This is a genomic window from Paraburkholderia phymatum, assembly GCF_040965635.1.
GTDB classification, from domain to species: Bacteria; Pseudomonadota; Gammaproteobacteria; order Burkholderiales; family Burkholderiaceae; genus Paraburkholderia; species Paraburkholderia phymatum_B.
The window spans coordinates 175,764-196,835 of sequence record NZ_JBFRCH010000007.1; the positions used below are offsets into that span (position 1 = coordinate 175,764).

Here is a 21,072-nt window from a genome sequence, read left to right on the forward strand (position 1 = left end):
TGAAGCGCGCTGCTGCCGGGGACCACGAGCATCATGGATGCACCGCAAACCACGCCGTCCATTGCCGATTTTCTGTCGACGGTCGAGATACTTTCGCCGTTCACGCGCGAAGAACTCGAACGTCTCGCGGAACACGTGCAATCGCGCTTTTATTCTTTCGGCGAGACGGTGTGCAACGTGGGCGATCCCGCCGACGGTCTCTATCTGATCAAGTCGGGCTCGGTGCGCATCTTCACCGAGGAGCACGGCAAGGAAATCAGCATGGGCGTGCGCAAGTCAGGCGAAGTGTTCGCCGACATTGCGATGCTGCGCGCGTACGTGCACGAGTCGTCCGTGCGTTCTTCCGGCAAGACGGAGTTGCTGTTCATTCCGCGCGCGGCGATCGAGCCCGTCATTGGGGGCAATCAGGCCGCGCTCGCGTTTGTCGCGAGCTATGTTGCTATCAATTCGGCGGGCGGCTTCGTGGCGCAGCTATTCGATCTGCGCGGCAAGCTGAACAAGCAGGAACTCGAGGAATACGTGCGCAGTGTCGGCGTCAAGCGTGTCACCGCCGGCAAGGAGATCCTCAAGCAGGACGGACGCGACGACCGGCGTCTCTATGTGGTGCGGCAAGGCGAAGTGCGCATCGTGCGTCACGAGGACGGCAACGACTACACGCTTGCGACGCTGCGCGACGGCGAGATCTTCGGTGAAAAGGCCTGCCTGATGCGACAGGAGCAGGCGGCGTCGGCGATCGCCACGACCGATACGCGGCTGCTCGTCATTCCCGAGCGCACGGTGCATTTCATTCTCGAGCGCAATCCGAAACTGCGCGAAGTACTCGACGAGCGCATCAAATACGCGGATCGCGAGCTGGACCGGCAAAAGCGCATCGAGCAGCGGCGCAAGATGCCGCTGCGGCTCGATCTGCATACGAAGCCGGAGCTTGGCGAACGCGTGATCAAGCGTTTTGCGCTCGTCGAGCAGGCGGAGGAAATGGATTGCGGCGCCGCGTGCCTTGCGATGATCTGCAAGCACTACGGCATACCGATGACGCTCGGCAAGCTGCGCGAGCTCGCGAACGTGACGACCCAGGGCGCGACGCTCGACAGCCTCGCGCGCGCAGGCGAATCGCTGGGCTTCACCGCGCGCGGCGTGCAATGCACGTTCGATTCGCTGCGTGGCTTCGATCTGCCCTTTATCGTGCATTGGGAGGGCTACCACTACATCATCGTGTACGGCGTGTCGAAGGATCACGTCTGGCTCGCCGATCCAGCACTTGGTTTTCGCAAGCTGAATATCGAAGACTTCGAGCGCGGCTGGAGCGGCACATGTCTGCTGTTCACGCCAGGGCCGAACCTCGTGCAGCTATCGGCGTCGCGCTCGCCGTGGCTGCGCTTCGTCGCGTATCTGACGCCGTACAAAAAGATACTGATGCACCTGTTTCTCGCGACGTTCGTGATCCAGGTGCTGGGCGTGATTCCGCCGTTGATCATCCAGAACATACTCGATGGCGTGATCGTGCATCAAAACATCAGTCTGCTGCACCTGCTCATACTCGGCCTCATCATTTCGAACGTGTTCTCGCAGCTGATGTCGATGATCCGCGCGTACCTGTCGAACTTCATGGTTCGCAACATGGACTTCGCGATGATGTCGCAGTTCTTCAAGCACACGATGTCGCTGCCGTTCTCGTTCTTCGCGAAGCGCAAGACTGGTGACATTTTCGCGCGCTTCCAGGAGAACCAGACGATCCGCGCATTCCTGACGGAATCGACGGTGACGACGGCGCTCAATCTGCTGATGGTGTTCATCTACTTCGCGATCATGTTCTTCTACAACGCGAAGATGACGATGGTGCTGATCGCATTCGTCATTCCCATCACGGCTCTGACGGTTGTCGCGACGCCGAAGATCAAGAACTACGCACGCGAAACGTTCTCGGCGGCGACGGATTCGAAGTCATTCCTGATGGAGGCGCTATCGGGCGTCGAGACGGTGAAGGGCATGGGCATCGAGCGGCCCGTGCGCCTGCGCTGGGAGAAGAAGTACGCGAAAGCACTCGAAGTGCAGTACCGCGCGCACGCGTTCAACATCCTGATCGGCTTTATCAGCCAGTTGCTGAATGCGGCGACGACGATTGCGATTCTCTGGGTCGGCGCGAATCTCGTGCTCGCGCGTGAAATGACGATTGGCCAGTTGATCGCCTTCAATGCGTTCATGGGCAGCGTGCTGACGCCGCTGATGGGACTGGTCAGCTTGTGGAGCATGCTGAACGATGCGGGTGTCGCGATGGAGCGCCTCGGCGACGTGCTCGACATCGAGCCCGAGCAGAAGCCGGAAGATCTGCCTTCGCGCGTGATGCTGCCGGACCTGCAAGGCGCGATCAGCCTGAATGGCGTCTATTTCCGCTACGGCGAGAACGAGGGCGCGTATGTACTCGAGAACATCACTTTCGATATCAAGCCCGGCGAGCTCGTCGCGATTGTCGGAAGAAGCGGCTCGGGCAAGACGACGCTCGCGAAGCTGCTGGTCGGCTTCTACACGCCGAGCGACGGCAAGATGACCGTCGACGGCTATGACATGAATGTGGTCGACAAGGCGTTCTATCGCGCGCAGATCGGCTACGTGATGCAGTCCAATCTGCTGTTCTCGGGAACGATTGCCGAGAACATCGCGAGCGGCGACGATACGCCCGACAGGCGGCGCATCGAGGAAGTGGCGAAGATGGCCGACGCGCACGCGTTCATCAGCAAGCTGCCGCTCGGCTACGAACAGATTGTCGGCGAGCGCGGCATCGGCTTGTCGGGCGGACAGATCCAGCGCCTGTGCATCGCGCGCGCGCTGTATCACGATCCGCGTCTGCTCGTATTCGACGAAGCGACGTCGGCGCTCGATACGCAGTCGGAAAGCAATATCCTCAGCAACATGCACGACATCCTCAAGGGACGCACGGCTGTCATCATCGCGCACCGTCTGAGCACGATCATGCGCGCGGACAAGATTCTCGTGCTGTACGAAGGCGCGATCGTCGAGCAGGGGCGTCACGAGGAACTGGTCAACCGGAAGGGCATGTACTACCAGCTCGTCCAGAAACAGTTGAGCGCGTGATGAAGATACTCGACCAGCAGCCGGAAGACAGCGGTTCCGCCCTCTCGTACGCGGGACTGATCGAGAAGATCGAGATATTGCGTTCGACGCTGCGCTGGTCATCGCGGCTCGAACGCGCGGATATCGAAAAGCTCCTGAAACAGGCCAGTTCCTTGCGCGATGAAGTGATGCAAATGTCGCACAAGGAACGCTTCGTGCAGGCGGCTGCCGTCGAGCCGTTGCGCGGCGAGCAGTCGCGTGGCGCGCGGCGGCAGGCGCTGCTTGCGCGCAGCTTCATTTTCGAAGGCACGTTCGGCGACAACCCTAAGCTGCTGGAAGCACTGGAAATCTCGGAGAAAGCCGCGCCGACCGATCTGCCCGTTCTCATCGACGGCGAAAGCGGCACCGGCAAGGAGCTGATGGCGAAAGTCATTCACGCGAACGGCAGCCGCGCGGACAAGCCGTTTATCTCCGTCAACTGCGGCGCGATTCCGGACAACCTGCTGGAATCGGAACTGTTCGGTCATCGCAAGGGAGCATTCACGGGCGCGACGAACGACCGCAAAGGAAAATTCGAAAGCGCGCATACAGGTACGATCTTTCTCGACGAAATCGGCGAACTGCCGTTGACGGGACAGGTGAAACTGCTGCGCGTGCTGGAGGCGCATGAAATACAGCGCGTGGGTTCCGACGAGCCGATCGGCGTCGATACTCGCATCGTCGCGGCGACCAACCGCAACTTGCGCAAGCTGAGCGAGCAGGGGACGTTCCGCGAAGATCTGTTCTATCGGCTGAGCGTCATTCATGTGACGCTGCCGCCGTTGCGCGAGCGGCGCGATGAAATTTCCCTGCTGATCCAGTACTTCGGCGACGAGGCAGCGGGCGTGCTCAAACGCCGCCCAGTGAGAATAACCCCTAAATTAAGGGACTTTCTGCTGACCTATTCGTATCCGGGCAACATCCGCGAATTGCGCAACGTGATGTACCGCATTTCGTGTCTCGCGGGCGATATCGCCGATGTCGACCATTTGCCGACGGATATGCGGCCGTCGTCACCCGTTGCTTCGTTGATATCGGGCGTGGCGAACGAAACGGCGAACGACGTCGCGAGCGTGACGAACCTGCTGTCGCTCAGCGACGCGAAGCGCGCCGCCAGCGACGAAGCCGAAAAGGCTTTCTTGCAGCGCGGCTTGCAGGAAGTGGGCGGCACGGTGGCGGAACTGGCGCGGCGCGTCGACATGAACCGCTCGCATCTTCAGATGCTGCTGAAGAAGCACGGGCTGCATTCGAAGGATTTTCGCCGTCAGCATGCGCAGGCCAATGCGCGCAAGGACGAGGCGGAAGCGAACGACGAAACGCAATGAAGCGATCAATGCGTCGTATCAGGGCGTCGGATTGAGCAGCGTTTTGTCTGACGCATGCGGGTCTTCCGCCTGCACGACGATGGCCGTGATGTTGTCGCGGCCGCCGCGCGCGAGCGCGATATCGACGAGTTCGCCGGGCGCATGCAGGCAATCGACAGTGGAGAGCATCTTGTGAATCTCTTCGTCCGTCACTTCATTGCTCAGGCCGTCGCTGCATAGCAGGAACACGTCGCCGTCCGCGACTTCGATCGCATCTTCGTCGAGATCGAGATGATCGGTTGCGCCGACCGCGCGCGTAATGATGTTGTGCGCGGGATGATTGCGCGCTTCTTCATCAGTTAGATAACCGGAGCGGCGCAGCTCTTCCACCTGGCTGTGATCGCGCGTCAACTGGCGCAACTGCCCTTGACGGAGCAGATAGATGCGGCTGTCGCCCGCCCACAGATAGCCGCAGAAACGGTCGCATGCGAGCAGCACGACGACGGTGGTGCCGATGCGCGGCACCTGCCGGCGGCTCGCCTCTTCGCGCAGCTGGCGATTCGCGTCTTGCAGGCACTCATGCGCTTGTGCGATGGACTGCTTGATGCCCGTCGCGTCCGGTAGCTGGCCGAGCATTCCGACGACGAGCTGGCTCGCGAGATCGCCGACGGCGTGGCCGCCCATGCCGTCGGCCACGGCCCAAAGGCCGCGCCGCGGCTCATCGAGGCAGGCGTCCTCGTTGATCTCGCGCACGCGGCCGGTGTCGGAGCGTGCCGCCGACGCCCACCGGAATTGACTGATACAGGTCACGGCATCTAAGCCCGGTTCAGGCTTCGTTCGTCAGGAGCGGCGATGACGTTCGAGTTGTTGCCCGTGTTCTGGACGTTGACCGTCTGGAACTGGTTGATCATCTGGTTAGCATAGAAGTTGTTCGTGACGTCGTACAGGTTCACGACGGGGCCGACGCTCGGCGTATTTTGCACGAACGGCGTGATCCAGCCGAATACCCAAGGCGCGCCGCCGCCGCCGCTGATTGCGGACATCGCCTTGCGATCGAGCGCGAGGTTGAGGGGCAGGTCGCTGATGTTGATGGATGCCATGACGTGTCTCCTGATGGGCCGTCAGTCATGAGGCCGCGAGTCAGAGAATGATGTGTGATGCCGGTTAAGGCGCAAGGCCTATGCCAGTTTGCATCGCGCATGCGAGCTTTCCTGCCGATCGTTGCCGGGCAAGGCATGGCGGCGACCGCGCTCCGGTGGCGCGACATGCCAGTGACTCGCTGCGTTGGCGGCAGCCCAACAAAGGGCCGCCGCAAAAGGTGGGGTAGCCAACACTTTTGCGGGCCGCGCCGCGCATCGCGGCAGAACGCGAAGTGATGGTACGGGCGCAACACAACGGCCTGGATTCGTGTTGGGATTGTCCATACACAAGGTGCCTGCAAGGCGCCCTTCTGGAGGGGAATCTACCGTTAAATCAATGGCTTGATTCACATGGTCCGCTTGATGCGAAAGAGCCGGCAACAGTGTTGGCCTTTTGAATCGGAAAGCTGGACGAAGCCATGAACCGCAACCTCCAACAATCAGGCAGTGAACAAGGTGCAAACCGCGCGGCCGCGTATGCATCGGCGGACGTCGCGCTCGGCGGTTCCAACGACGAACCTGCTCTCGGTGCCCACCTCATCACGCAACGCCGCGGCTACGAACATCACGGCATCTATGCAGGCAACGGCAAGGTCATTCACTACGCTGGTTTCGCCAAGTCCGCGCATCGCGGTCCCGTCGAAGAAGTCCCGCTCGAACAGTTCGCCGATGGCCACGCCGTCGCTGTGCGTCCGCATCCGTTCCCAAAGTATTCCGGCGAAGAAACCGTGCTGCGCGCCCGCGCACGCCTCGGCGAAAACCGCTATCGCCTGCTGACGAACAACTGCGAGCACTTCTGCGCATGGTGCCTGCTCGGCGAAAGCCGCAGCGAACAGGTCCACGAATGCCTCACGCATCCGCGTGCGGGCGTCCATGCGCTGCTGTGCCTCGTGAGCGCTTTCGTCGGAAACCGGATGAAAATCGGCCACGCCGTTGTTAACGCAGCATGAGCCCCGCAACTGAAGTTTGAAGAGATAAGGACGCGAAGGAGACCACCATGAGCCCGACCGGAAAGACACTGCACTGGGCCGTCGACAAATGGCTCGCGCCCACGCCCGCGATGCCCGCGCGCGTCGTTCGCTTCTGCCGCACGCAAATGCATCGGCGCTGCGTGTGTGTCGAGGCCGCGCGTCCCGGTGGGCTGCTGTCGATTTTCTTCTTCCGTCACGACGACGGATCGTGGAATGTGTTCCCGCCCGCACAAGCGCGGCCGGCGATGTCGGCATGGAGGACTGCATGATGAAAAACGGCGATCCGGCGAGCAACGCACGCGGCCCGCGCATCGAGCGGCTTGCGCTGTGCGGCGCGCAATCTATCCGACAGGCTGGCAGAAGCGCCGCCCCGGCACGTGCGACATTACGGCCTCGGCGATTTGACGAGGCGTGCTCTCGGCAGGCACGACGCGCCGGCAGGATTCAACGTCGTGCCTGAAGGTCCATTCGACGAGCCGGTACGAGCGTCCCCACGGATGCTGCATCGGCGGTGAAACGGTGCAACTGCGGATCGTGAGCGTTTGCGCGTTGCCGTGCAGCGCGCGTAGATGTTCGAGCACCGTGTCTTCGACCATCGTGTATCTCCTGTGTCGATCGGAGTTGGCGCTTTAGCGCCTACTCCGATCCCATGCAGCGCGGTCGGCTGGAGTTAGTGCTTAGCGCCTACTCCGATCCCATGCAGCGCGGTCGGCTGGAGTTAGTGCTTAGCACTTACTCCAGCCCCATGCAGAGCGGTCGGCGGGAGTCGCGCCTTGAGCGCTTGCTCCCGTCCCATGCAAAGGGTTGCAATGGGAGGCGTCACCCCCGGCGGATAAAAAAATGCCGCCGATACTCAGGCGGCTCAACAGGGGATGTTGAGCCGCATGTTCACAGGAAAGAATTAAACGAGCCTTAAAGTGGTGGCTCCACTATTCGCCGACGCGCAGCGCGTCCCACTAGAGCCAGCCCTTAATGCTGCTGCCCGTAGCCGTCCGTCAGCGTATGCAGGAACGCGACGATGTCGCGCATGTCCTGATCGGTCATCGCCGGTTGCTCGCCGAACTTGCGGTCGAACGGCGCATCCTTCACGTCGACGTTCGCGCGGTACGCGGGCGGAATGTCGTTGTACTTCTCCGGCTTGCCGTCGGCGCCGCGCGGATAGAAGCGCGCCGGGTCGGTATTGCGCGCGTTGTAGAACGCCATCACGTCGTCGAGATTGTTGTAGATGCCGTTGTGAAAGAACGCATGGCGCGTCGCCGAATTGCGCAGCGTCGGCGTGAGGAACATCCCGCAGTATTGCGTCTGGCCCTTCAGGTCGGTGCGGAAGGGGCCGCAGATGCCCATGTCGAAGAAATGCGGATCGCGATTCTGCGTAAGCGCCGTGTTGCGCGGCACGCCGAGCGCTTCATACTGGAAGTCGGTGAACATCGGCGGCAGGCCGTCGCGGCTCGGCTTCGACAGATGGCAACCCGCGCAGTTGGCTTTGTCGGGATCATTGAAAAGATGCAGGCCGCGCAGTTCCGCACGCGAGAGACGCGCCTTGCCTTCGAGCCAGTAGTCGTACTTGCTGGTGTACGGATGGAACGACGGGTCCTCGACCTGATAGCGCGCGACGGCAAACATCGCTTCGGCGACCGCGAGCCGCTGGTCCTTGAAGATGTTGGGGCCGAACAGCTGCATCATCGTCTTGGCGTAGCGCGCGTTCTGCAGCTTGTGCAGCACTTCGGCGTCGTCCTTGTTGGCCATCTCGACGGGATTGAGCATCGGGCCCGACGCCTGCTGTTGCAGCGTATCGACGCGGCCGTCCCAGAAGAGTCCGCCTTGCGGCACCATCTCAGCCGCCGCGGGCGCCGCGCCCGCCGTCTTTTGCGCGCGTTGCGTGCCCGCTGCCTGGCTTGCGAGCTGCGCGAGGTTGGCCGGGTTGTCGTCGTTCTCCGCGCTGTCGGGGCCGATGCTGAAGTTCGGCTGACGGTACAGGTACATCAGAGAAGGCGGCGGTCGGTAGCCTTGCAGCGTCATGTGCTCGCCGCCCGGCTGCACGGCGAGATCGTTGGGCGGCCCGTATGCATGCGCGGGGCTATGGCACGTCGCGCACGACTGCTTGCCGGACGCCGACAGCGACGTGTCGAAGAAGATCTCCTTGCCGAGCATCGCGACGGCGGAGAGCGGCGCGGCGGCCGGGCGCTGCAACGTGACGGGATGCGCATTGGCGCCCGTCATGTCCTCGACGATCTCGCCGATGGCATCGGGCATGTACTGCGGATAAGCGACTGCGAATCCGCACGCGCCTAGGGCCACGATGACGACGGCCGCGGCGCACAGCGCGAGCGCGCGGCGCTTCGAGCCCGTCGGTGAGCCGCTCGGAGCGTTCTTTGGCTCAAGAGGCGTGGGATTCGCGGGCGGCGTAGAGAGCTCGGTCATATTCGATCGCGATGCAATGACTGATTCGGAAAAGACGCTCCACACAGGCCGCGCCTCGAAAACGAATGCGCCACGTTGCGCCCGTTTCTGGGCTGCAACACGGCCATGCTGCTAAACGCCAGACGCGCTCGCTCGGCGAAACACAATGACGTAGTTCCAGGGAATGAATTAGTTGGTTTGTTTCGGGGCGGTCGTATCGTGAGCGCGCCGATGACGATCCGCATGGACGTTCAGGCCGCGTGTCGTCGATGCCGACGCGACCGAATTGAATCAAACAGGTGTGAACTTATGGAGTCGCATAACTTTCGCCGCTGTCATCGTCAGACAGCGTTGTGAAAGGCATCGATTGCTAAATCGTCAGTGGATTTCGATGCAACCACGGGCGCGGCTGAAGTTTGTCTTGCATCGTGCTTACGGAAGGAGGCGGCGCGTCATTGCGCCGGCGACGCCGACGATGACGATGTGGCGTCAGGAGACTGCACAGTGTCGAGCGATTCGACGCGCACGGCAGGCAGTTGCACGCGTTGCGTCTCGCCGTTATTGACGTGCGCGATCGTGCCGTGCACCTTCACATGCCGGTTCTGCAACGAGAGCGACCGTTCGCGCGTGATCCCTTCGAGTTCGAACACGCCGCGCGCATTGTAGACGGCGGGGTAGACGAAGGGCTCGTTGCCGCGCGGCGCGAGCCGTCCCGACAAAACGACGGCGTCGCCCTGGTGCATCGCCCGTTGCATCAGCGAGGCACAGGGGATTGAGGAGCCGTCACACATCGGGCGCATGCGTGGCCTCCGAGGCAGGCGCCGTCACAGGTGCATCGGGCGGCACGCCGAGCAGTTGCAACGCGCCGCCCGTCACCGCGCTGAACACCGGGCCCGCGACCGCGCCGCCGTAGAACGCGCGGCCCGCCGGATCGTCGATCATCACGGCGACGATCAGACGCGGATCGCTCATCGGCGCCATGCCGACGAAGAGCGACCGGTAACGGTTCTTCGCATACGTCGCGCCGACCTGCTTGCGCGCCGTCCCCGTCTTGCCGCCGACGCGAAAGCCGTCCACATTCGCCGCGCGCCCCGTGCCGCCCGCGCCCGTCGCCATTTCGAGCATCGAGCGGATCGAAGCGGCCGTCGCAGGCGTCGTGACGCGCTGGCCATCGCCTCTTGCGGCGGAACGCGCCGGGTCGGTCATGAGGCTGACCGGGTGCAGCGTGCCGTCGCCGGCATAAGCGGTGTACACCTGCGCGATCTGCAACAGCGATGTCGACAGGCCGTAGCCATAGGCCATCGTCGCCTGCTCGATCGGGCGCCAGCGCGCGAACGGACGCACGCGGCCCGCCGCGACGCCAGGAAACGTCAGCTGCGGCGCGCGCCCGAGTCCGTACTCCTGATACTTGTCCCAGATGGTCTCGGCGGGCAGGTTCAGCGCGAGCTTCGCGAGCGCGATGTTGCTCGACTTCTGCAATGCCTCGGCTATCGTCATGCGTCCATGATTCGACGTGTCGTGCACCACGTTCGGGCCGATCCTGTACCAGCCCGGCGCGGTATCGATCATCGAATCGGGCCGCACGACGCCGCGATCGAGCGACAGCGCGACCACCAGCGGCTTGATCGTCGAGCCCGGCTCGAACGTATCGACAACGGCACGGTTGCGCAACTGTTGTCCCGTGAGACGCGCGCGGTCGTTCGGATCGAAGCTCGGGTAATTGGCGAGCGCGAGAATCTCGCCGTTGCGCGCATCGAGCACGACGACGCTGCCCGCTTGCGCGCTGTGCTTCGCGACGGCCGTCTTGAGCTGCGCATATGCAAGCTGCTGGATGCGGCGGTCGATGGTCAGATGCACGGTCGCGCCGTTTTGCGCGGGCGTGAGCGGCCGCGTATCGGAGATCACGCGCCCGAGACGATCGCGGATCACTTCGCGCTCGCCCGGCTCGCCGGCAAGCAGTTCGTTCGCCGAGAGTTCGATGCCTTCCTGGCCGTTGTCCTCGATATCGGTGAAGCCGACCACGTGCGCGGCCGCTTCGCCTTCCGGATAGAAGCGCTTCGAATCGGCGATGCGCGTGATGCCCGCGAGGTCGAGCTTGTCGATATGCGCGGCCGTCCGTGCATCGACCTGGCGCTTGAGCAGCACGAAGCTCCTGTCGCCGGATACGCGGCGCGTGAGTTCCGCGTGCGGCATGTCGAGCAGCTTCGCGAGCGGCGCATGTGCGGCTTCGTCGAGCAGCTTCGGCGTCGCCCAGATCTCGTATGTCGCGAGACTGACGGCGAGCATCGCGCCATGCCGGTCGACAATGCGCCCGCGTGTCGCATCGAGTTCGATGGTCCGCTGATAGCGCTTTTGTCCCTGCTCGACGTAGAAGTCCCGATTGACGATCTGCACCCAAAGCGCGCGGCCGATCAGTGATGCAAATGCCGCGAACACGAGGATCACGATCAGCTTCGAGCGCCACATCGGCAGCCGCGCGACGAGGACGGGATTCTTCGCGACGGGCGCGTACGGGTCGTGGTATTGCTTGCGTGTCATGAGGGCGAAGCCGGCCGTTCCGATGACCGGTCCACAGTGAACGTGGAACGGATTGTAATAAGAACGTAATCTCGGCGCGAGCTTCGCGCGGGGAATCGCGATGAAAGAGCGCCGCTTCGGAGTTGTCCTGCTCCGTGCGGTTGCGCTCACATCGGGCGGAATGCGAGGGAAGTGGAGTTGAAAAATCGGACGGATCGCCCGTTCAACTTATGCGTCGTCTCCGACGCGGCGTGTTGAAGAGGCGCTCAACGATGAGCGCCTTCTTTTTATCGACTGCTTTTTTGCGGGCTGCGTCTGATCGACCGCGCTGCTGAATCAAAAAGGCATGTCAGCGCACTCACGCGGGCAGCGAGAAACTCGAAATCGCCTCGCGCAGCACGCCGACCTGATCCTTCAGCGAATGCGCGGCCGCGGCGGCCTGCTCGACGAGCGCGGCATTTTGCTGCGTGACCTGATCCATTTCGCCGACGGCGCGGTTCACCTGCTCGATCCCCGCGCTCTGCTCGCGCGACGCATGGCTGATTTCCTCGAGTATTTCGTTCACGCGGCGCACCGATGCGACGATCTCCGTCATCGTCGAGCCGGCGTTCGCGACGAGCGACGCGCCTTCCTCGACGCTGCCCGTCGACGTTTCGATCAGCGCCTTGATCTCCTTCGCGGCCGTCGCCGAGCGTTGCGCGAGGCTGCGCACTTCCGCCGCGACGACGGCAAAGCCACGGCCCTGTTCGCCGGCGCGCGCGGCCTCGACGGCGGCGTTCAGCGCAAGAATGTTGGTCTGGAACGCGATGCCGTCGATCACGCCGATGATGTCGCCGATCTGCCGCGAGCTGTTCGTGATGTCGCCCATCGTGCGAACGACGTCGTCGACGACGCGGCTGCCGCGCGTCGCGACGTCGGCGGCCTGGCTCGCGAGGTGAGCGGCCGTGGCCGCGCTGTCGGCGTTCTGCTTCACGTTCGACGTCATTTCGTCCATGCTCGATGCCGTCTGCACGAGGGCGGCCGCCTGCTGTTCCGTGCGCTGCGACAGGTCGGTGTTGCCCGCCGCGATCTCGCTTGCGCCGACGTTGATGTTCTCGGTGCCGGCGCGCACGCGCGACACGGTGTCGACCAGGCCTTTTTGCATCGTGCGCAGCGCGTGCAGCAGGCTCGCGCCGTCGCGATGCGCGACGGGGATGGGCGTCGCGAGATCGCCGCGCGCCATGCGCTGCGCGGCTTCGACGGCTACTTCGAGATCGCCGCCGAGCGTCTGCTTCACGCTGCGCAGCACGATCACCATCGCGAAGGTCGCGAGCGCGCCGAGCGCGAAGGTGATCGCGAGCCAGCGCACGAGGTCCTCATAGAACGCGCGCTGGACGTCGTCCATATACATCCCCGTGACGAGCACCCAGTCCCACGGCGCGAAGCGCATCGCGTAGCTGGTCTTTGCTACGGGCGTTTCGCTGCCGGGCTTCGACCACAGATAGTCGATGAAGCCGCCCTTGCTCTGGTTCGCGGCCTTCACGATATCGACGAACAGGTGATTGCCCGCCGGGTCCGCGAAATCGGACAGGTTCTTGCCGACGAGCGCCGGCTTGAACGGGTGCATCAGCATGACGGGCTGCGAGTCGTTGATGGAGAAATACCCGTCGGTGCCGTAGCGCAGCGCGGAGACCGCGTCGAGCGCGTGCTTCTTCGCGTCGGCTTCGGACATCGCGTTCTGCTGCGACAGCGTGTAGTAGTGGTTGACGATCGCGTTCGCTTCTTCGACGAGCGTGGTCAACTGGTCGCGGCGGTCGGAAATCATCGACGAGCGGTTGTGCCACGCGCCGAACGCGCCGATGAGGATCAAGCCGATCCAGAGGATCGCAATCATCGAGGCGAGTTTCTTGTTGAGAGTCATGGTGAAGTCAGGATGGTCGGTTTGCTGCGGCTGGGGTCGAGGCTTGCGAGTGCTTGCGGGTCGTTGCTGATGAGGCTGGTTTTCATGGTGGCTGATGACGCGATGCTCGATGGGTATAACGGCGCGCTCGCGGCAGACCTGACGCGGGGAAACCCGTAATTGGGGATGCTCTATTCGTATGATGTATTTCCTCGCGAGCCGCTTTTCATCGACGCACGACCCTCTTGCCTGCTCCAGGGACACAATCTCCGTATCGCGGTACGCTCCTACCCGGCGCACTTTCCGCTTTGTCGCAATCCGCAACGGTTTCAAAAGGACACGATCCGATGCCCAACGACATTCCAGAACCGCAAGCCGTCGACGAATCGAATGTATGATTGCGGGCTCGCGCCGCGCGCATAACGATGCAGCGCGGACGCATCCATTCACGACGACAAGAGGAAGACAGCCATGACGGCCGCGACGCAATTCGATCAGGTTTCCGTTATCAAACGGGCCAACGTCTATTTCGACGGCAAGTGCGTGTCGCACACCGTTCTCTTTGCCGACGGCAGCCGCAAGACGCTCGGCGTGATCCTGCCCGGCACGCTGAACTTCGGCACCGATGCGCCGGAACTCATGGAAGTGCAGGCAGGCCAATGCCGCATTCGGCTGGAAGGCAGCGACGAGTGGAAGACGTATCGCGCGGGCGAGTCGTTCTCGGTGCCCGGCAAGAGCCGCTTCGATATCGATGTGATCGAAACGCTCGATTACGTGTGCAGCTATCTGTAAATGTAAAGACGCGCGGACGCGTGTCGCTTGCGCCGCTCGTGTTTACGCTGAACGCGACGGCGTATTGAAGAACCCTTTGATCGCGTCGGTGAACGCCATGCGGTTGTGCCGCGAGCGTTCGAGCAAGCCGACGTGACGAAGTAGCTCGACGCCATTCAAAGGCATCACTTGCAGCTTCTGGTCATTGGCCCACGCGACGTTAGCGAGCTTCGGCACGATCGAAATGCCGAAGCCCTGCCGAACCAGCTCGATGATGGCTTCGACCGAGTTCAGCTCCATTGCCTCGTTGACGAGCGTATCGCACTGATTCAATACGTCCTGCACGAGATGTCCCGTCCATGTGCTTCTGTCGAAGCGCATGAACGGCGCTTCACGCAGGATGTCGTTCTGGTTGCGCGGCAGATCGAAATGCGGACTTCTCGGGACGATGAGAATCATCGGCTCCGAATACAACGGCGTCCACAGAAGATTGGAAGCGAGCGCGCGCGGCGATTGCGTGACGACGGCCGCATCCAGTTCGCCCGTTTCCACCTTTCGCGCGAAGTCGCTCGACATGCCCGCAAACAGATGCACGTCGAGCCGGGGATAGCGTTGACGGATCGACCATAGTGCATCGGCGAACGAACCCATCAATGCCGATACGAGCGCGCCCATCGTCACCGTGCCCGACATTTCGCCTCCGCCGACTGCGGACTCGAGCAGTTCATAACGGCGCACGATCTCCTGCACATCGGCAATCAGTGCACGGCCGACTGAATTGAGCACGGCCGCGCGTGCGCTCCGATCGAAGAGTTGTACCTTGAGCTCGTCTTCGAGCGCGCGAACCTGAAGGCCGATTGCGGCAGGCGTGAGGCCAACCTCGGAACCCGCTGCCGCGAATGTGCCGCAACGGGCGACTGTAAGGAAGATTTTGAGGGTTCTGATCGAAGGCATGACAATGAGTCAGGCCGCGCATCGACGCGGTAATGCGTTGAACTGGCAGAACCCCATCATACAAAAGCAAAAGTTTTCCTTGTGCTAAGGAAAACCATTATTAGATTTTTCTTTATCAACACCGGTTTCATAATGACTCATGCAAAGGGACCCCCGCTGGAACCCCGATACCACGAGGCAATGCACCGATGCTTGACCATGCGTATCTCGCTCTGTCCACGATCGGAATCGACATTGCTTCGATAGCGGCGTCGGGTGTAATCGTCGCGCTTGCGTATCTCGTGTACGGCATGACGGGGTTCGGTTCGTCGATCGTCGCGATTCCGATGCTGACCCAGCTCATTCCGTTGAAGACGGCCACGCCCGTCATGCTGATACTGGATCTGATGGCGGGACTGCTCGTCGGCATGCGCAATCTGAAAGACGTGCAGATCTGCGAGCTGCGCAAGATTGGCCCGTGGCTTTGCATCGGGCTCGTGCTTGGCGTGACCGTGCTCGTTTCGGCACCCGAGAAGCCGCTCGAACTCATACTGGGTGTCTGCCTGCTCGTGTATTCGACATGGCGAATCATGTCGAGCGGTGAGTTTCGTGCGCTGGGCGCGGCCTGGGCACTACCGTTGGGGCTCGGCGGCGGATGCCTGACAGCCGTGTTCGGCACGGGCGGGCCTGTCTATACGATCTATCTCGCGGGGCGTCTGCGTGATGCGGACCAACGGCGCGCAACCGTCAGCACACTCATCACCGCGACTGCTGTCGCGCGGCTCTTTTTATTCAGTGCATCCGGCTTGTACAAGAACCCGGTGGTGTTGCCGCTGGCGGGATGGCTCCTGCCTTGCGGCGCGCTCGGTCTCGCAGCGGGCGCGTTGTTGCGCAGCAGAGTGCCGGCCGCCAGCGTGTCGACGCTCCTTTGGGGAATGCTGATTCTGGCGGGAGCGAATCTCATCGTCCGCTCTTCGATAGGAATGCTGGCATGATCCCGGCGTTTTGGCGGGCATGCTGCGTCGTTCATTCCTGCAAGACACCTCATTCATAGCGATAACGAGAAGGAACGCGATAACGCGCGCATGGCGCTGGTCCTGAGCCGTCGCGGCGTCGACTGACGAAAGCGCTCCTTTCTCTCAAGCCAAGAAATATTCGCTTTTCCTTTATCTAAGGATGCAGAACACTAGTGACTGACAAGCCGCTATTGGCTATTGCATGGGTCGTTCTTCACTAAAGGCACTGTCGAGATGGACACACTACGCGTCAAGGTCTGGAGAGGTCGCACGGAAGGAGAACTGGTCGCCTACGAAGTGCCTCGCCATGAAAGTCAGACCGTATTGGACGTCGTGACTTATATCCAGCGTCACCTTCAACCCGATCTCGCCTATCGCTTCGCGTGCCGCGTGGGGATGTGCGGCTCGTGCGCGATGAACGTGAACGGCAAGGCGCGGTGGACGTGCCGCACGCACGTCGCAAAGGTCGCGGCGGGCAATCAGCTTGAAATTGCGCCGCTGTCGAACCTGCCCGTGATCAAGGATCTCGTGACCGACATGAGCCGCTTCTTCGATAAATGGGCTCAGGCCAAAGGCCAATTCAGCGGGGAACGTACGCGCCGCGATGACTTCGCGCGCGTGCAGCCGGACAGCCCCCGGCGGCAAGCGGCCGACGCGGGCGTCGAGTGCATCGGTTGCGGCGTGTGCTATTCGTCGTGCGATGTCGTGACCTGGCGTCCCGACTACCTGGGGCCTGCCGCGCTGAACCGTGCATGGACGCTCGTCAACGACGAGCGCGACAGCAAGCGTGTCGAACGCCTTCGCGCGGTCGCGGGCGATGCGGGATGCCATTCGTGTCACACGCAGGCGACCTGCACGGAACGTTGCCCCAAGCACATCTCGCCGACGGCTGGCATTGCGGGCCTGAAGCGGATGACGATGAAGGCCGCGCTCGAAGGGGAATTGTGATGAACGCGATGTCGCTGAAAACACAGGCGCGTTTGTGGTATTGGCAAAGAATGAGCGCGACGGTTCTGGCGTGCTGCGTATTGGTTCACATCGCCGTCATCGTGTACGCGGTGCACATGGGGCTGAGCGCCTCTGCCATTCTTGGCCGCACGCATGGCAACTGGTTCTTCGGCGCGTTCTACACGTTGTTTGTGATCGCGTGCGCGATTCATGTTCCGATTGGTTTGCTGCGGATCGCGGAAGAGTGGTTGCAATGGCGCGGCAAATCCGCAGTGGCGGCAAGCGTGGCGATTTCCGCGATGCTGGCTTTCATGGGACTGCGCGCGGTTTATGGAGTCGTCGCATGATGCGCAAGAACGACTATCGCGCGCGTACGCATCCGGCGTATTGGGCGTTTCTCGTACACCGCTTGTCCGGTCTCGGCCTTGCTCTCTTTTTACCCGTTCATTTCTGGGCGCTTGGGCAGTCGATTGCCGGAGAGGGCGCGCTCGAAAGTTTCATTCGCGTCACTGACCAGCCGCTTTTCAAGTTCGGCGAATGGGGGCTCGTGGTCCTGCTCTCGCTTCATTTGATGGGCGGCATACGGCTATTGCTGATCGAGTTTCTTCCCTGGACCGGCCTGCGAAAGAACTGGCTCGCGTTGGGGTTGGGAGCGAGCACATGCGCCGGTCTCGCGTTTCTGCTTGCACTGATGCACTGATGCCGCGTTTGCGAAGGCCAGCTACATCTGGATTCGCAAACGCTATCCGGGAGGAAATGACCATGAAACTGGATCTCGGCGCCGTCGAGGAAGCGTCTAAAGAGCTTTATATCCGCGCGCTCAAACTGCTTCCGCCGGATGTGAAGCTGGGTATCGACAGGCTCGCGGCAACCGATACGTCGCCCGTGGCAAAGCGTGTGCTCGAAACAATGCGCACGAACATTCAAGTGGCGGAGGGCACCGACAATCTCCTTTGCCAGGACACGGGTATCCCGATCTACAACGTTGTGATCGGACGCAATGTCGAGTTCGATGGCTTCGAACTCAAGGCCGCAATTCGCAAGGGTTGCGAGCGAGCGACGCGCGAGCATCCGTTGCGTTCGTCGGTCGTGCATCCGCTGACGCGCAAGAACGACCACACGTCTTGTGGCATCGAAGTACCCGTCATTCACATCGACTTCTCCGGCGACGCGAATATGGCGGCTATCGAAATGGTGCCTAAAGGCAGTGGCTCCGAAAACAATTCGTTTCTGAAGATGGCCGTACCTGCCGAAGGCATCGATGCGATCAAGACGTTCGTCGTCGATTGCGTGCTTGCTGCGGGCGGCAAGACCTGTCCACCGACGATTGTCGGCGTCGGACTCGGCGGCACATCCGATCTTTCGATTGCACTCGCGAAGCGGGCGGCCACGCGCGCGCTCGGCACACGTTGCGACGATCCCGACGGCGCGGCGCTCGAAGGGGAACTGTCGGCAGCCGTGAACCAGCTCGGCATCGGTCCGCAAGGTCTGGGTGGCGACAGCACGGCATTCGCCGTTCACATCGAACTCGCTGCGACGCACATCACGATGAATCCCATTGCAGTGAACATGCAATGTCACTCGGCGCGGCGTGCGAAAGCCGTGTTCTCTACCGACGGACTTTCATACGGTTTCTGAAAATGGCCCACTACGATCTATTCACGCCCGTCGACGAGTCACAGATCCGGCAATTGCGTGTGAACGATACGGTGACATTGCATCGAACGCTTTACGGCATTCGGGACGCGACGCAAATCCACATGTTCGACAGAGGGCGCACGACGCATTTCGATCTTCGCGGTCATGCCGTCATTCACACGGCGCCGAACGTGCGCAAGGTTCCCGTCAGCGACGACAATCCGGCGGGCTATCAGCCGATCTGTATCGGCACGACGACGTCGGACCGGATGGAGCGCTTCACGCGGCCGCTAATGGAGCAATACGGCGTGCGCATGATCGTCGGCAAGGGTGGCCTGCGCGAAGCATCGCAAGCAGCGTTCAACGATCTGGGCGGCGTCTATCTCGCGATCATTGGCGGCACGGCCGCGCTCGAAACGACATGGATCGAGCAGATCGAAGCCGTCGATCTCGACGATCTCAATCCCGAATCCTTGTGGCGATTCAGGATCAGCAACTTCGGTCCCTTGCTGGTGGCGATGGATAGCCATGGCGGGAGTCTTTACGACGCAGTGAAGCTCGACGCAGCCGACCGTCGCGCGGCCGTGCTCGCCAGTCTCGGAGTACAGGCCAAATGAATATCGCGCACATTCGGACGGATATCCTGATACTCGGCTCCGGCGGCGCGGGTCTCTTCGCAGCGCTGCACGCGCATCAGACCGCGCCTCAGCTTTCGATTACCGTCGCTGTCAAAGGGCTGTTAGGGAAGTGCGGCTGCACGCGCATGGTGCAGGGCGGATACAACGTGGCGCTGGCGCCGGGCGATTCCGTCGAGCGTCATTTCATGGACACGATCGAAGGCAGCAAATGGCTGTCGAATCAGGATCTCGCGTGGACACTGGTGAGCACGGCCGTCGAGCGCGTTCGCGAACTCGAGAACGAGTTGGGCTGTTTTTTCGATCGCAATCCCGATGGCTCGATTCATCAAAAGGCATTCGCGGGACAGACGTTCGACCGGACCGTGCACAAGGGCGATCTGACGGGTATCGAGATCATCAACCGCCTTGCCGAGCAGGTATGGAGCCGTGGCATTAACCGGCTCGAAGAGCACCGCGCAATCGAGCTGATCAGAACCCGCGACGGCAAGAGCCTCGCGGGTGTCCTGATGATCGACATGCGCTCGGGGCAGTTCGTGTTCGTGCAGGCGCGAGCGATGCTACTCGCGACGGGCGGCGGCCCGACGATGTACAAGTTTCATACGCCATCGGGCGACAAGAGTTGCGACGGCCTTGCGATGGCGCTGCGCGCCGGCTTGCCATTGCGCGATATGGAAATGGTGCAGTTCCATCCGACAGGATTGCTCGCGGGCAGCCATACGCGAATGACGGGCACGGTCCTGGAAGAAGGCTTGCGCGGCGCGGGCGGTCATTTGCTGAATGGCGATAAAGAGCGCTTCATGCATCGCTACGACGCGCGCGGCGAGCGTGCGACGCGCGACATCGTATCGCGTGGCATCTACTCGGAAATGAGAGAGGGCCGCACATCGCCGAATGGCGGCGTGTACATTCAGATGGGTCACCTTGGGCCTGACAAGGTTCGCAAGCAGTTCAAGGGCATGGTGGAACGCTGCGCCGATTGCGGATTCGACCTTGCGGGCGGTCTCGTCGAAGTCGTGCCGACTGCGCACTACATGATGGGCGGCGTGGTTTTTCAGTCCGATTGCCGCACGGAACTCACGGGCCTTTTCGCCGCCGGCGAGGATACGGGCGGAGTGCATGGCGCGAACCGTCTGGGTGGCAATGGCGTCGCGAACTCCACCGTATTCGGCGGCATTGCGGGCGATAGCATGGCATCGTGGGTCAGCGAACATGGCGCGCATCATGCCCCTGACGAGGACGCAATACAGGCCGCCGTCAGCGAAGCCGAAGCGCCTTTCAAACAGAACGGAAAAGATCTGGAGAAGATTCGCGAAGCGCTCTACGACTGCATGTGGAAAGACGTCGGTATTATTCGCCACGGCGACGGACTCCTTCGCGCACGAGCGGCATTGCGAGATCTTCACGGCCAGTTGATGCGCACGGGCGTTGCCGATGGCGACCGCGCATTGAATCTGCAATGGCACGACTGGCTCAATTTGAAGAACCTGATATCGGTCAGTCAGGTGATTACGGAAGCGGCAATTGCTCGCGAGAACTCGCGTGGCGCGCATTTCAGAGAGGACTTTCCGGATGCGGGCGATCTATTCACATCGGCATTCACGACGGTTCGCTGCCAGCAAGGAGAGATCTGCGTATCGCAAGAGCCTGTGATATTCACGCGCGTCAAGCCCGGCGAAACGATTCTGGATGAGCGTGAAAAGACTCTTGAGGCTGGCGCGGTTCGCGGCTGAGGAAAACCCTAAGGCAATAAAAACGGCGGGCGCATCCAATTGCGCCCGCCGTTTTTTAATTGAAACAGATAACAGATAAA

Annotated in this window: 20 protein-coding genes; 12 read left to right on the forward strand and 8 right to left on the reverse strand. The window is 61.8% G+C overall.

The genetic code is table 11. From position 1 onward, the window contains the following. The first annotated feature begins 33 nt into the window (after positions 1-33). On the forward strand, positions 34-3,090 hold the full coding sequence (locus AB4Y32_RS16370) for a peptidase domain-containing ABC transporter (protein WP_368722332.1): 3,057 nt from the start codon (positions 34-36) through the stop codon (positions 3,088-3,090). Next, on the forward strand, positions 3,090-4,433 hold the full coding sequence (locus AB4Y32_RS16375) for a sigma-54 interaction domain-containing protein (RefSeq protein WP_439899797.1): 1,344 nt from the start codon (positions 3,090-3,092) through the stop codon (positions 4,431-4,433). Before AB4Y32_RS16370 ends, AB4Y32_RS16375 begins: the two co-directional genes overlap by 1 nt. Positions 4,434-4,451: 18 nt before the next feature. Here AB4Y32_RS16375 and AB4Y32_RS16380 read toward each other — a convergent pair whose 3' ends face one another. Both AB4Y32_RS16380 and AB4Y32_RS16385 read right to left on the reverse strand, forming a co-directional pair. Next, positions 4,452-5,222, reverse strand: a complete 771-nt coding sequence (locus AB4Y32_RS16380; protein WP_368722334.1) for a PP2C family serine/threonine-protein phosphatase — start codon at positions 5,220-5,222, stop codon at positions 4,452-4,454. Positions 5,223-5,227: 5 nt separating this feature from the next. Beyond that, entirely contained in the window at positions 5,228-5,512 is a 285-nt protein-coding gene (locus AB4Y32_RS16385; protein WP_368722335.1) for a hypothetical protein, read from the reverse strand. 458 nt (positions 5,513-5,970) lie between these two features. On the opposite strand from AB4Y32_RS16385, the gene AB4Y32_RS16390 reads away from it, so the two are divergent. Both AB4Y32_RS16390 and AB4Y32_RS16395 read left to right on the forward strand, forming a co-directional pair. Further along, positions 5,971-6,501 (forward strand): lecithin retinol acyltransferase family protein, encoded by a 531-nt coding sequence (locus AB4Y32_RS16390; RefSeq protein WP_368722336.1) that lies wholly within the window; start codon positions 5,971-5,973, stop codon positions 6,499-6,501. 47 nt (positions 6,502-6,548) lie between these two features. Further along, on the forward strand, positions 6,549-6,791 hold the full coding sequence (locus AB4Y32_RS16395; protein WP_152755683.1) for a hypothetical protein: 243 nt from the start codon (positions 6,549-6,551) through the stop codon (positions 6,789-6,791). A gap of 72 nt (positions 6,792-6,863) precedes the next feature. On the opposite strand, the gene AB4Y32_RS16400 is transcribed toward AB4Y32_RS16395, so the two are convergent. The 5 genes from AB4Y32_RS16400 to AB4Y32_RS16420 all read right to left on the reverse strand — a co-directional run bounded on the left by AB4Y32_RS16400 (position 6,864) and on the right by AB4Y32_RS16420 (position 13,339). Further along, on the reverse strand, positions 6,864-7,118 hold the full coding sequence (locus tag AB4Y32_RS16400) for a DUF2866 domain-containing protein (RefSeq protein WP_368722337.1): 255 nt from the start codon (positions 7,116-7,118) through the stop codon (positions 6,864-6,866). A gap of 373 nt (positions 7,119-7,491) precedes the next feature. After that, complete coding sequence (locus tag AB4Y32_RS16405; protein WP_368722338.1) at positions 7,492-8,943, reverse strand: cytochrome-c peroxidase; 1,452 nt, start codon at positions 8,941-8,943, stop codon at positions 7,492-7,494. A gap of 431 nt (positions 8,944-9,374) precedes the next feature. Then, the gene (locus tag AB4Y32_RS16410; protein ID WP_368722339.1) at positions 9,375-9,665 is read right to left on the reverse strand and encodes a hypothetical protein; all 291 of its coding nucleotides are present in this window, start codon (positions 9,663-9,665) and stop codon (positions 9,375-9,377) included. A gap of 40 nt (positions 9,666-9,705) precedes the next feature. Next, entirely contained in the window at positions 9,706-11,460 is a 1,755-nt protein-coding gene (locus tag AB4Y32_RS16415) for a peptidoglycan D,D-transpeptidase FtsI family protein (RefSeq protein ID WP_368722340.1), read from the reverse strand. Positions 11,461-11,797: 337 nt separating this feature from the next. After that, complete coding sequence (locus tag AB4Y32_RS16420) at positions 11,798-13,339, reverse strand: methyl-accepting chemotaxis protein (RefSeq protein ID WP_368722341.1); 1,542 nt, start codon at positions 13,337-13,339, stop codon at positions 11,798-11,800. A 450-nt stretch (positions 13,340-13,789) separates the two neighbouring features. Here AB4Y32_RS16420 and AB4Y32_RS16425 point away from each other — a divergent pair, with 450 nt between their 5' ends. Then, positions 13,790-14,110, forward strand: coding sequence for a pyrimidine/purine nucleoside phosphorylase (locus AB4Y32_RS16425; protein ID WP_013341965.1), 321 nt, complete (start codon positions 13,790-13,792; stop codon positions 14,108-14,110). Positions 14,111-14,152: 42 nt separating this feature from the next. Here AB4Y32_RS16425 and AB4Y32_RS16430 read toward each other — a convergent pair whose 3' ends face one another. After that, positions 14,153-15,043 carry a LysR family transcriptional regulator gene (locus AB4Y32_RS16430; protein ID WP_368722342.1) on the reverse strand — a complete coding sequence of 297 codons (891 nt, stop codon included), beginning with the start codon at positions 15,041-15,043 and terminating at the stop codon, positions 14,153-14,155. A 188-nt stretch (positions 15,044-15,231) separates the two neighbouring features. Between AB4Y32_RS16430 and AB4Y32_RS16435 the strand changes: the two genes are divergently transcribed. From AB4Y32_RS16435 to AB4Y32_RS16465, 7 genes are all read left to right on the forward strand, one after another. Further along, the gene (locus AB4Y32_RS16435; RefSeq protein WP_368722343.1) at positions 15,232-16,017 is read left to right on the forward strand and encodes a TSUP family transporter; all 786 of its coding nucleotides are present in this window, start codon (positions 15,232-15,234) and stop codon (positions 16,015-16,017) included. A gap of 255 nt (positions 16,018-16,272) precedes the next feature. Then, the gene (locus AB4Y32_RS16440) at positions 16,273-16,986 is read left to right on the forward strand and encodes a succinate dehydrogenase/fumarate reductase iron-sulfur subunit (protein ID WP_368722344.1); all 714 of its coding nucleotides are present in this window, start codon (positions 16,273-16,275) and stop codon (positions 16,984-16,986) included. Then, positions 16,986-17,333 carry a succinate dehydrogenase gene (locus tag AB4Y32_RS16445; RefSeq protein ID WP_368722345.1) on the forward strand — a complete coding sequence of 116 codons (348 nt, stop codon included), beginning with the start codon at positions 16,986-16,988 and terminating at the stop codon, positions 17,331-17,333. The genes AB4Y32_RS16440 and AB4Y32_RS16445 overlap by 1 nt, the downstream gene beginning before the upstream one ends. Beyond that, entirely contained in the window at positions 17,330-17,686 is a 357-nt protein-coding gene (gene sdhC / locus AB4Y32_RS16450) for a succinate dehydrogenase, cytochrome b556 subunit (RefSeq protein WP_439899798.1), read from the forward strand. Before AB4Y32_RS16445 ends, sdhC begins: the two co-directional genes overlap by 4 nt. Positions 17,687-17,748: 62 nt before the next feature. Beyond that, entirely contained in the window at positions 17,749-18,624 is an 876-nt protein-coding gene (locus AB4Y32_RS16455) for a fumarate hydratase (RefSeq protein ID WP_368722346.1), read from the forward strand. Positions 18,625-18,626: 2 nt separating this feature from the next. Beyond that, positions 18,627-19,241 carry a fumarate hydratase C-terminal domain-containing protein gene (locus AB4Y32_RS16460; RefSeq protein ID WP_368722347.1) on the forward strand — a complete coding sequence of 205 codons (615 nt, stop codon included), beginning with the start codon at positions 18,627-18,629 and terminating at the stop codon, positions 19,239-19,241. Beyond that, positions 19,238-20,992: an L-aspartate oxidase gene (locus AB4Y32_RS16465; protein ID WP_368722348.1), complete on the forward strand. Its 1,755-nt coding sequence runs from the start codon at positions 19,238-19,240 to the stop codon at positions 20,990-20,992. The genes AB4Y32_RS16460 and AB4Y32_RS16465 overlap by 4 nt, the downstream gene beginning before the upstream one ends. Positions 20,993-21,072: the final 80 nt, after the last annotated feature.

Bases quoted from the DNA above. Each gene is read 5' to 3' on its own strand.
- AB4Y32_RS16465 (WP_368722348.1), top strand. From the start codon at position 19,238: ATGAATATCGCGCACATTCGGACGGATATCCTGATACTCGGCTCCGGC.
- AB4Y32_RS16455 (WP_368722346.1), top strand. From the start codon at position 17,749: ATGAAACTGGATCTCGGCGCCGTCGAGGAAGCGTCTAAAGAGCTTTAT.
- AB4Y32_RS16375 (WP_439899797.1), top strand. From the start codon at position 3,090: ATGAAGATACTCGACCAGCAGCCGGAAGACAGCGGTTCCGCCCTCTCG.
- AB4Y32_RS16395 (WP_152755683.1), top strand. From the start codon at position 6,549: ATGAGCCCGACCGGAAAGACACTGCACTGGGCCGTCGACAAATGGCTC.
- AB4Y32_RS16460 (WP_368722347.1), top strand. From the start codon at position 18,627: ATGGCCCACTACGATCTATTCACGCCCGTCGACGAGTCACAGATCCGG.
- AB4Y32_RS16385 (WP_368722335.1), bottom strand. From the start codon at position 5,512: ATGGCATCCATCAACATCAGCGACCTGCCCCTCAACCTCGCGCTCGAT.
- AB4Y32_RS16400 (WP_368722337.1), bottom strand. From the start codon at position 7,118: ATGGTCGAAGACACGGTGCTCGAACATCTACGCGCGCTGCACGGCAAC.
- AB4Y32_RS16445 (WP_368722345.1), top strand. From the start codon at position 16,986: ATGAACGCGATGTCGCTGAAAACACAGGCGCGTTTGTGGTATTGGCAA.
- AB4Y32_RS16415 (WP_368722340.1), bottom strand. From the start codon at position 11,460: ATGACACGCAAGCAATACCACGACCCGTACGCGCCCGTCGCGAAGAAT.
- AB4Y32_RS16435 (WP_368722343.1), top strand. From the start codon at position 15,232: ATGCTTGACCATGCGTATCTCGCTCTGTCCACGATCGGAATCGACATT.
- AB4Y32_RS16410 (WP_368722339.1), bottom strand. From the start codon at position 9,665: ATGCACCAGGGCGACGCCGTCGTTTTGTCGGGACGGCTCGCGCCGCGC.
- AB4Y32_RS16390 (WP_368722336.1), top strand. From the start codon at position 5,971: ATGAACCGCAACCTCCAACAATCAGGCAGTGAACAAGGTGCAAACCGC.
- sdhC (WP_439899798.1), top strand. From the start codon at position 17,330: ATGATGCGCAAGAACGACTATCGCGCGCGTACGCATCCGGCGTATTGG.
- AB4Y32_RS16420 (WP_368722341.1), bottom strand. From the start codon at position 13,339: ATGACTCTCAACAAGAAACTCGCCTCGATGATTGCGATCCTCTGGATC.
- AB4Y32_RS16370 (WP_368722332.1), top strand. From the start codon at position 34: ATGGATGCACCGCAAACCACGCCGTCCATTGCCGATTTTCTGTCGACG.
- AB4Y32_RS16440 (WP_368722344.1), top strand. From the start codon at position 16,273: ATGGACACACTACGCGTCAAGGTCTGGAGAGGTCGCACGGAAGGAGAA.
- AB4Y32_RS16405 (WP_368722338.1), bottom strand. From the start codon at position 8,943: ATGACCGAGCTCTCTACGCCGCCCGCGAATCCCACGCCTCTTGAGCCA.
- AB4Y32_RS16430 (WP_368722342.1), bottom strand. From the start codon at position 15,043: ATGCCTTCGATCAGAACCCTCAAAATCTTCCTTACAGTCGCCCGTTGC.
- AB4Y32_RS16425 (WP_013341965.1), top strand. From the start codon at position 13,790: ATGACGGCCGCGACGCAATTCGATCAGGTTTCCGTTATCAAACGGGCC.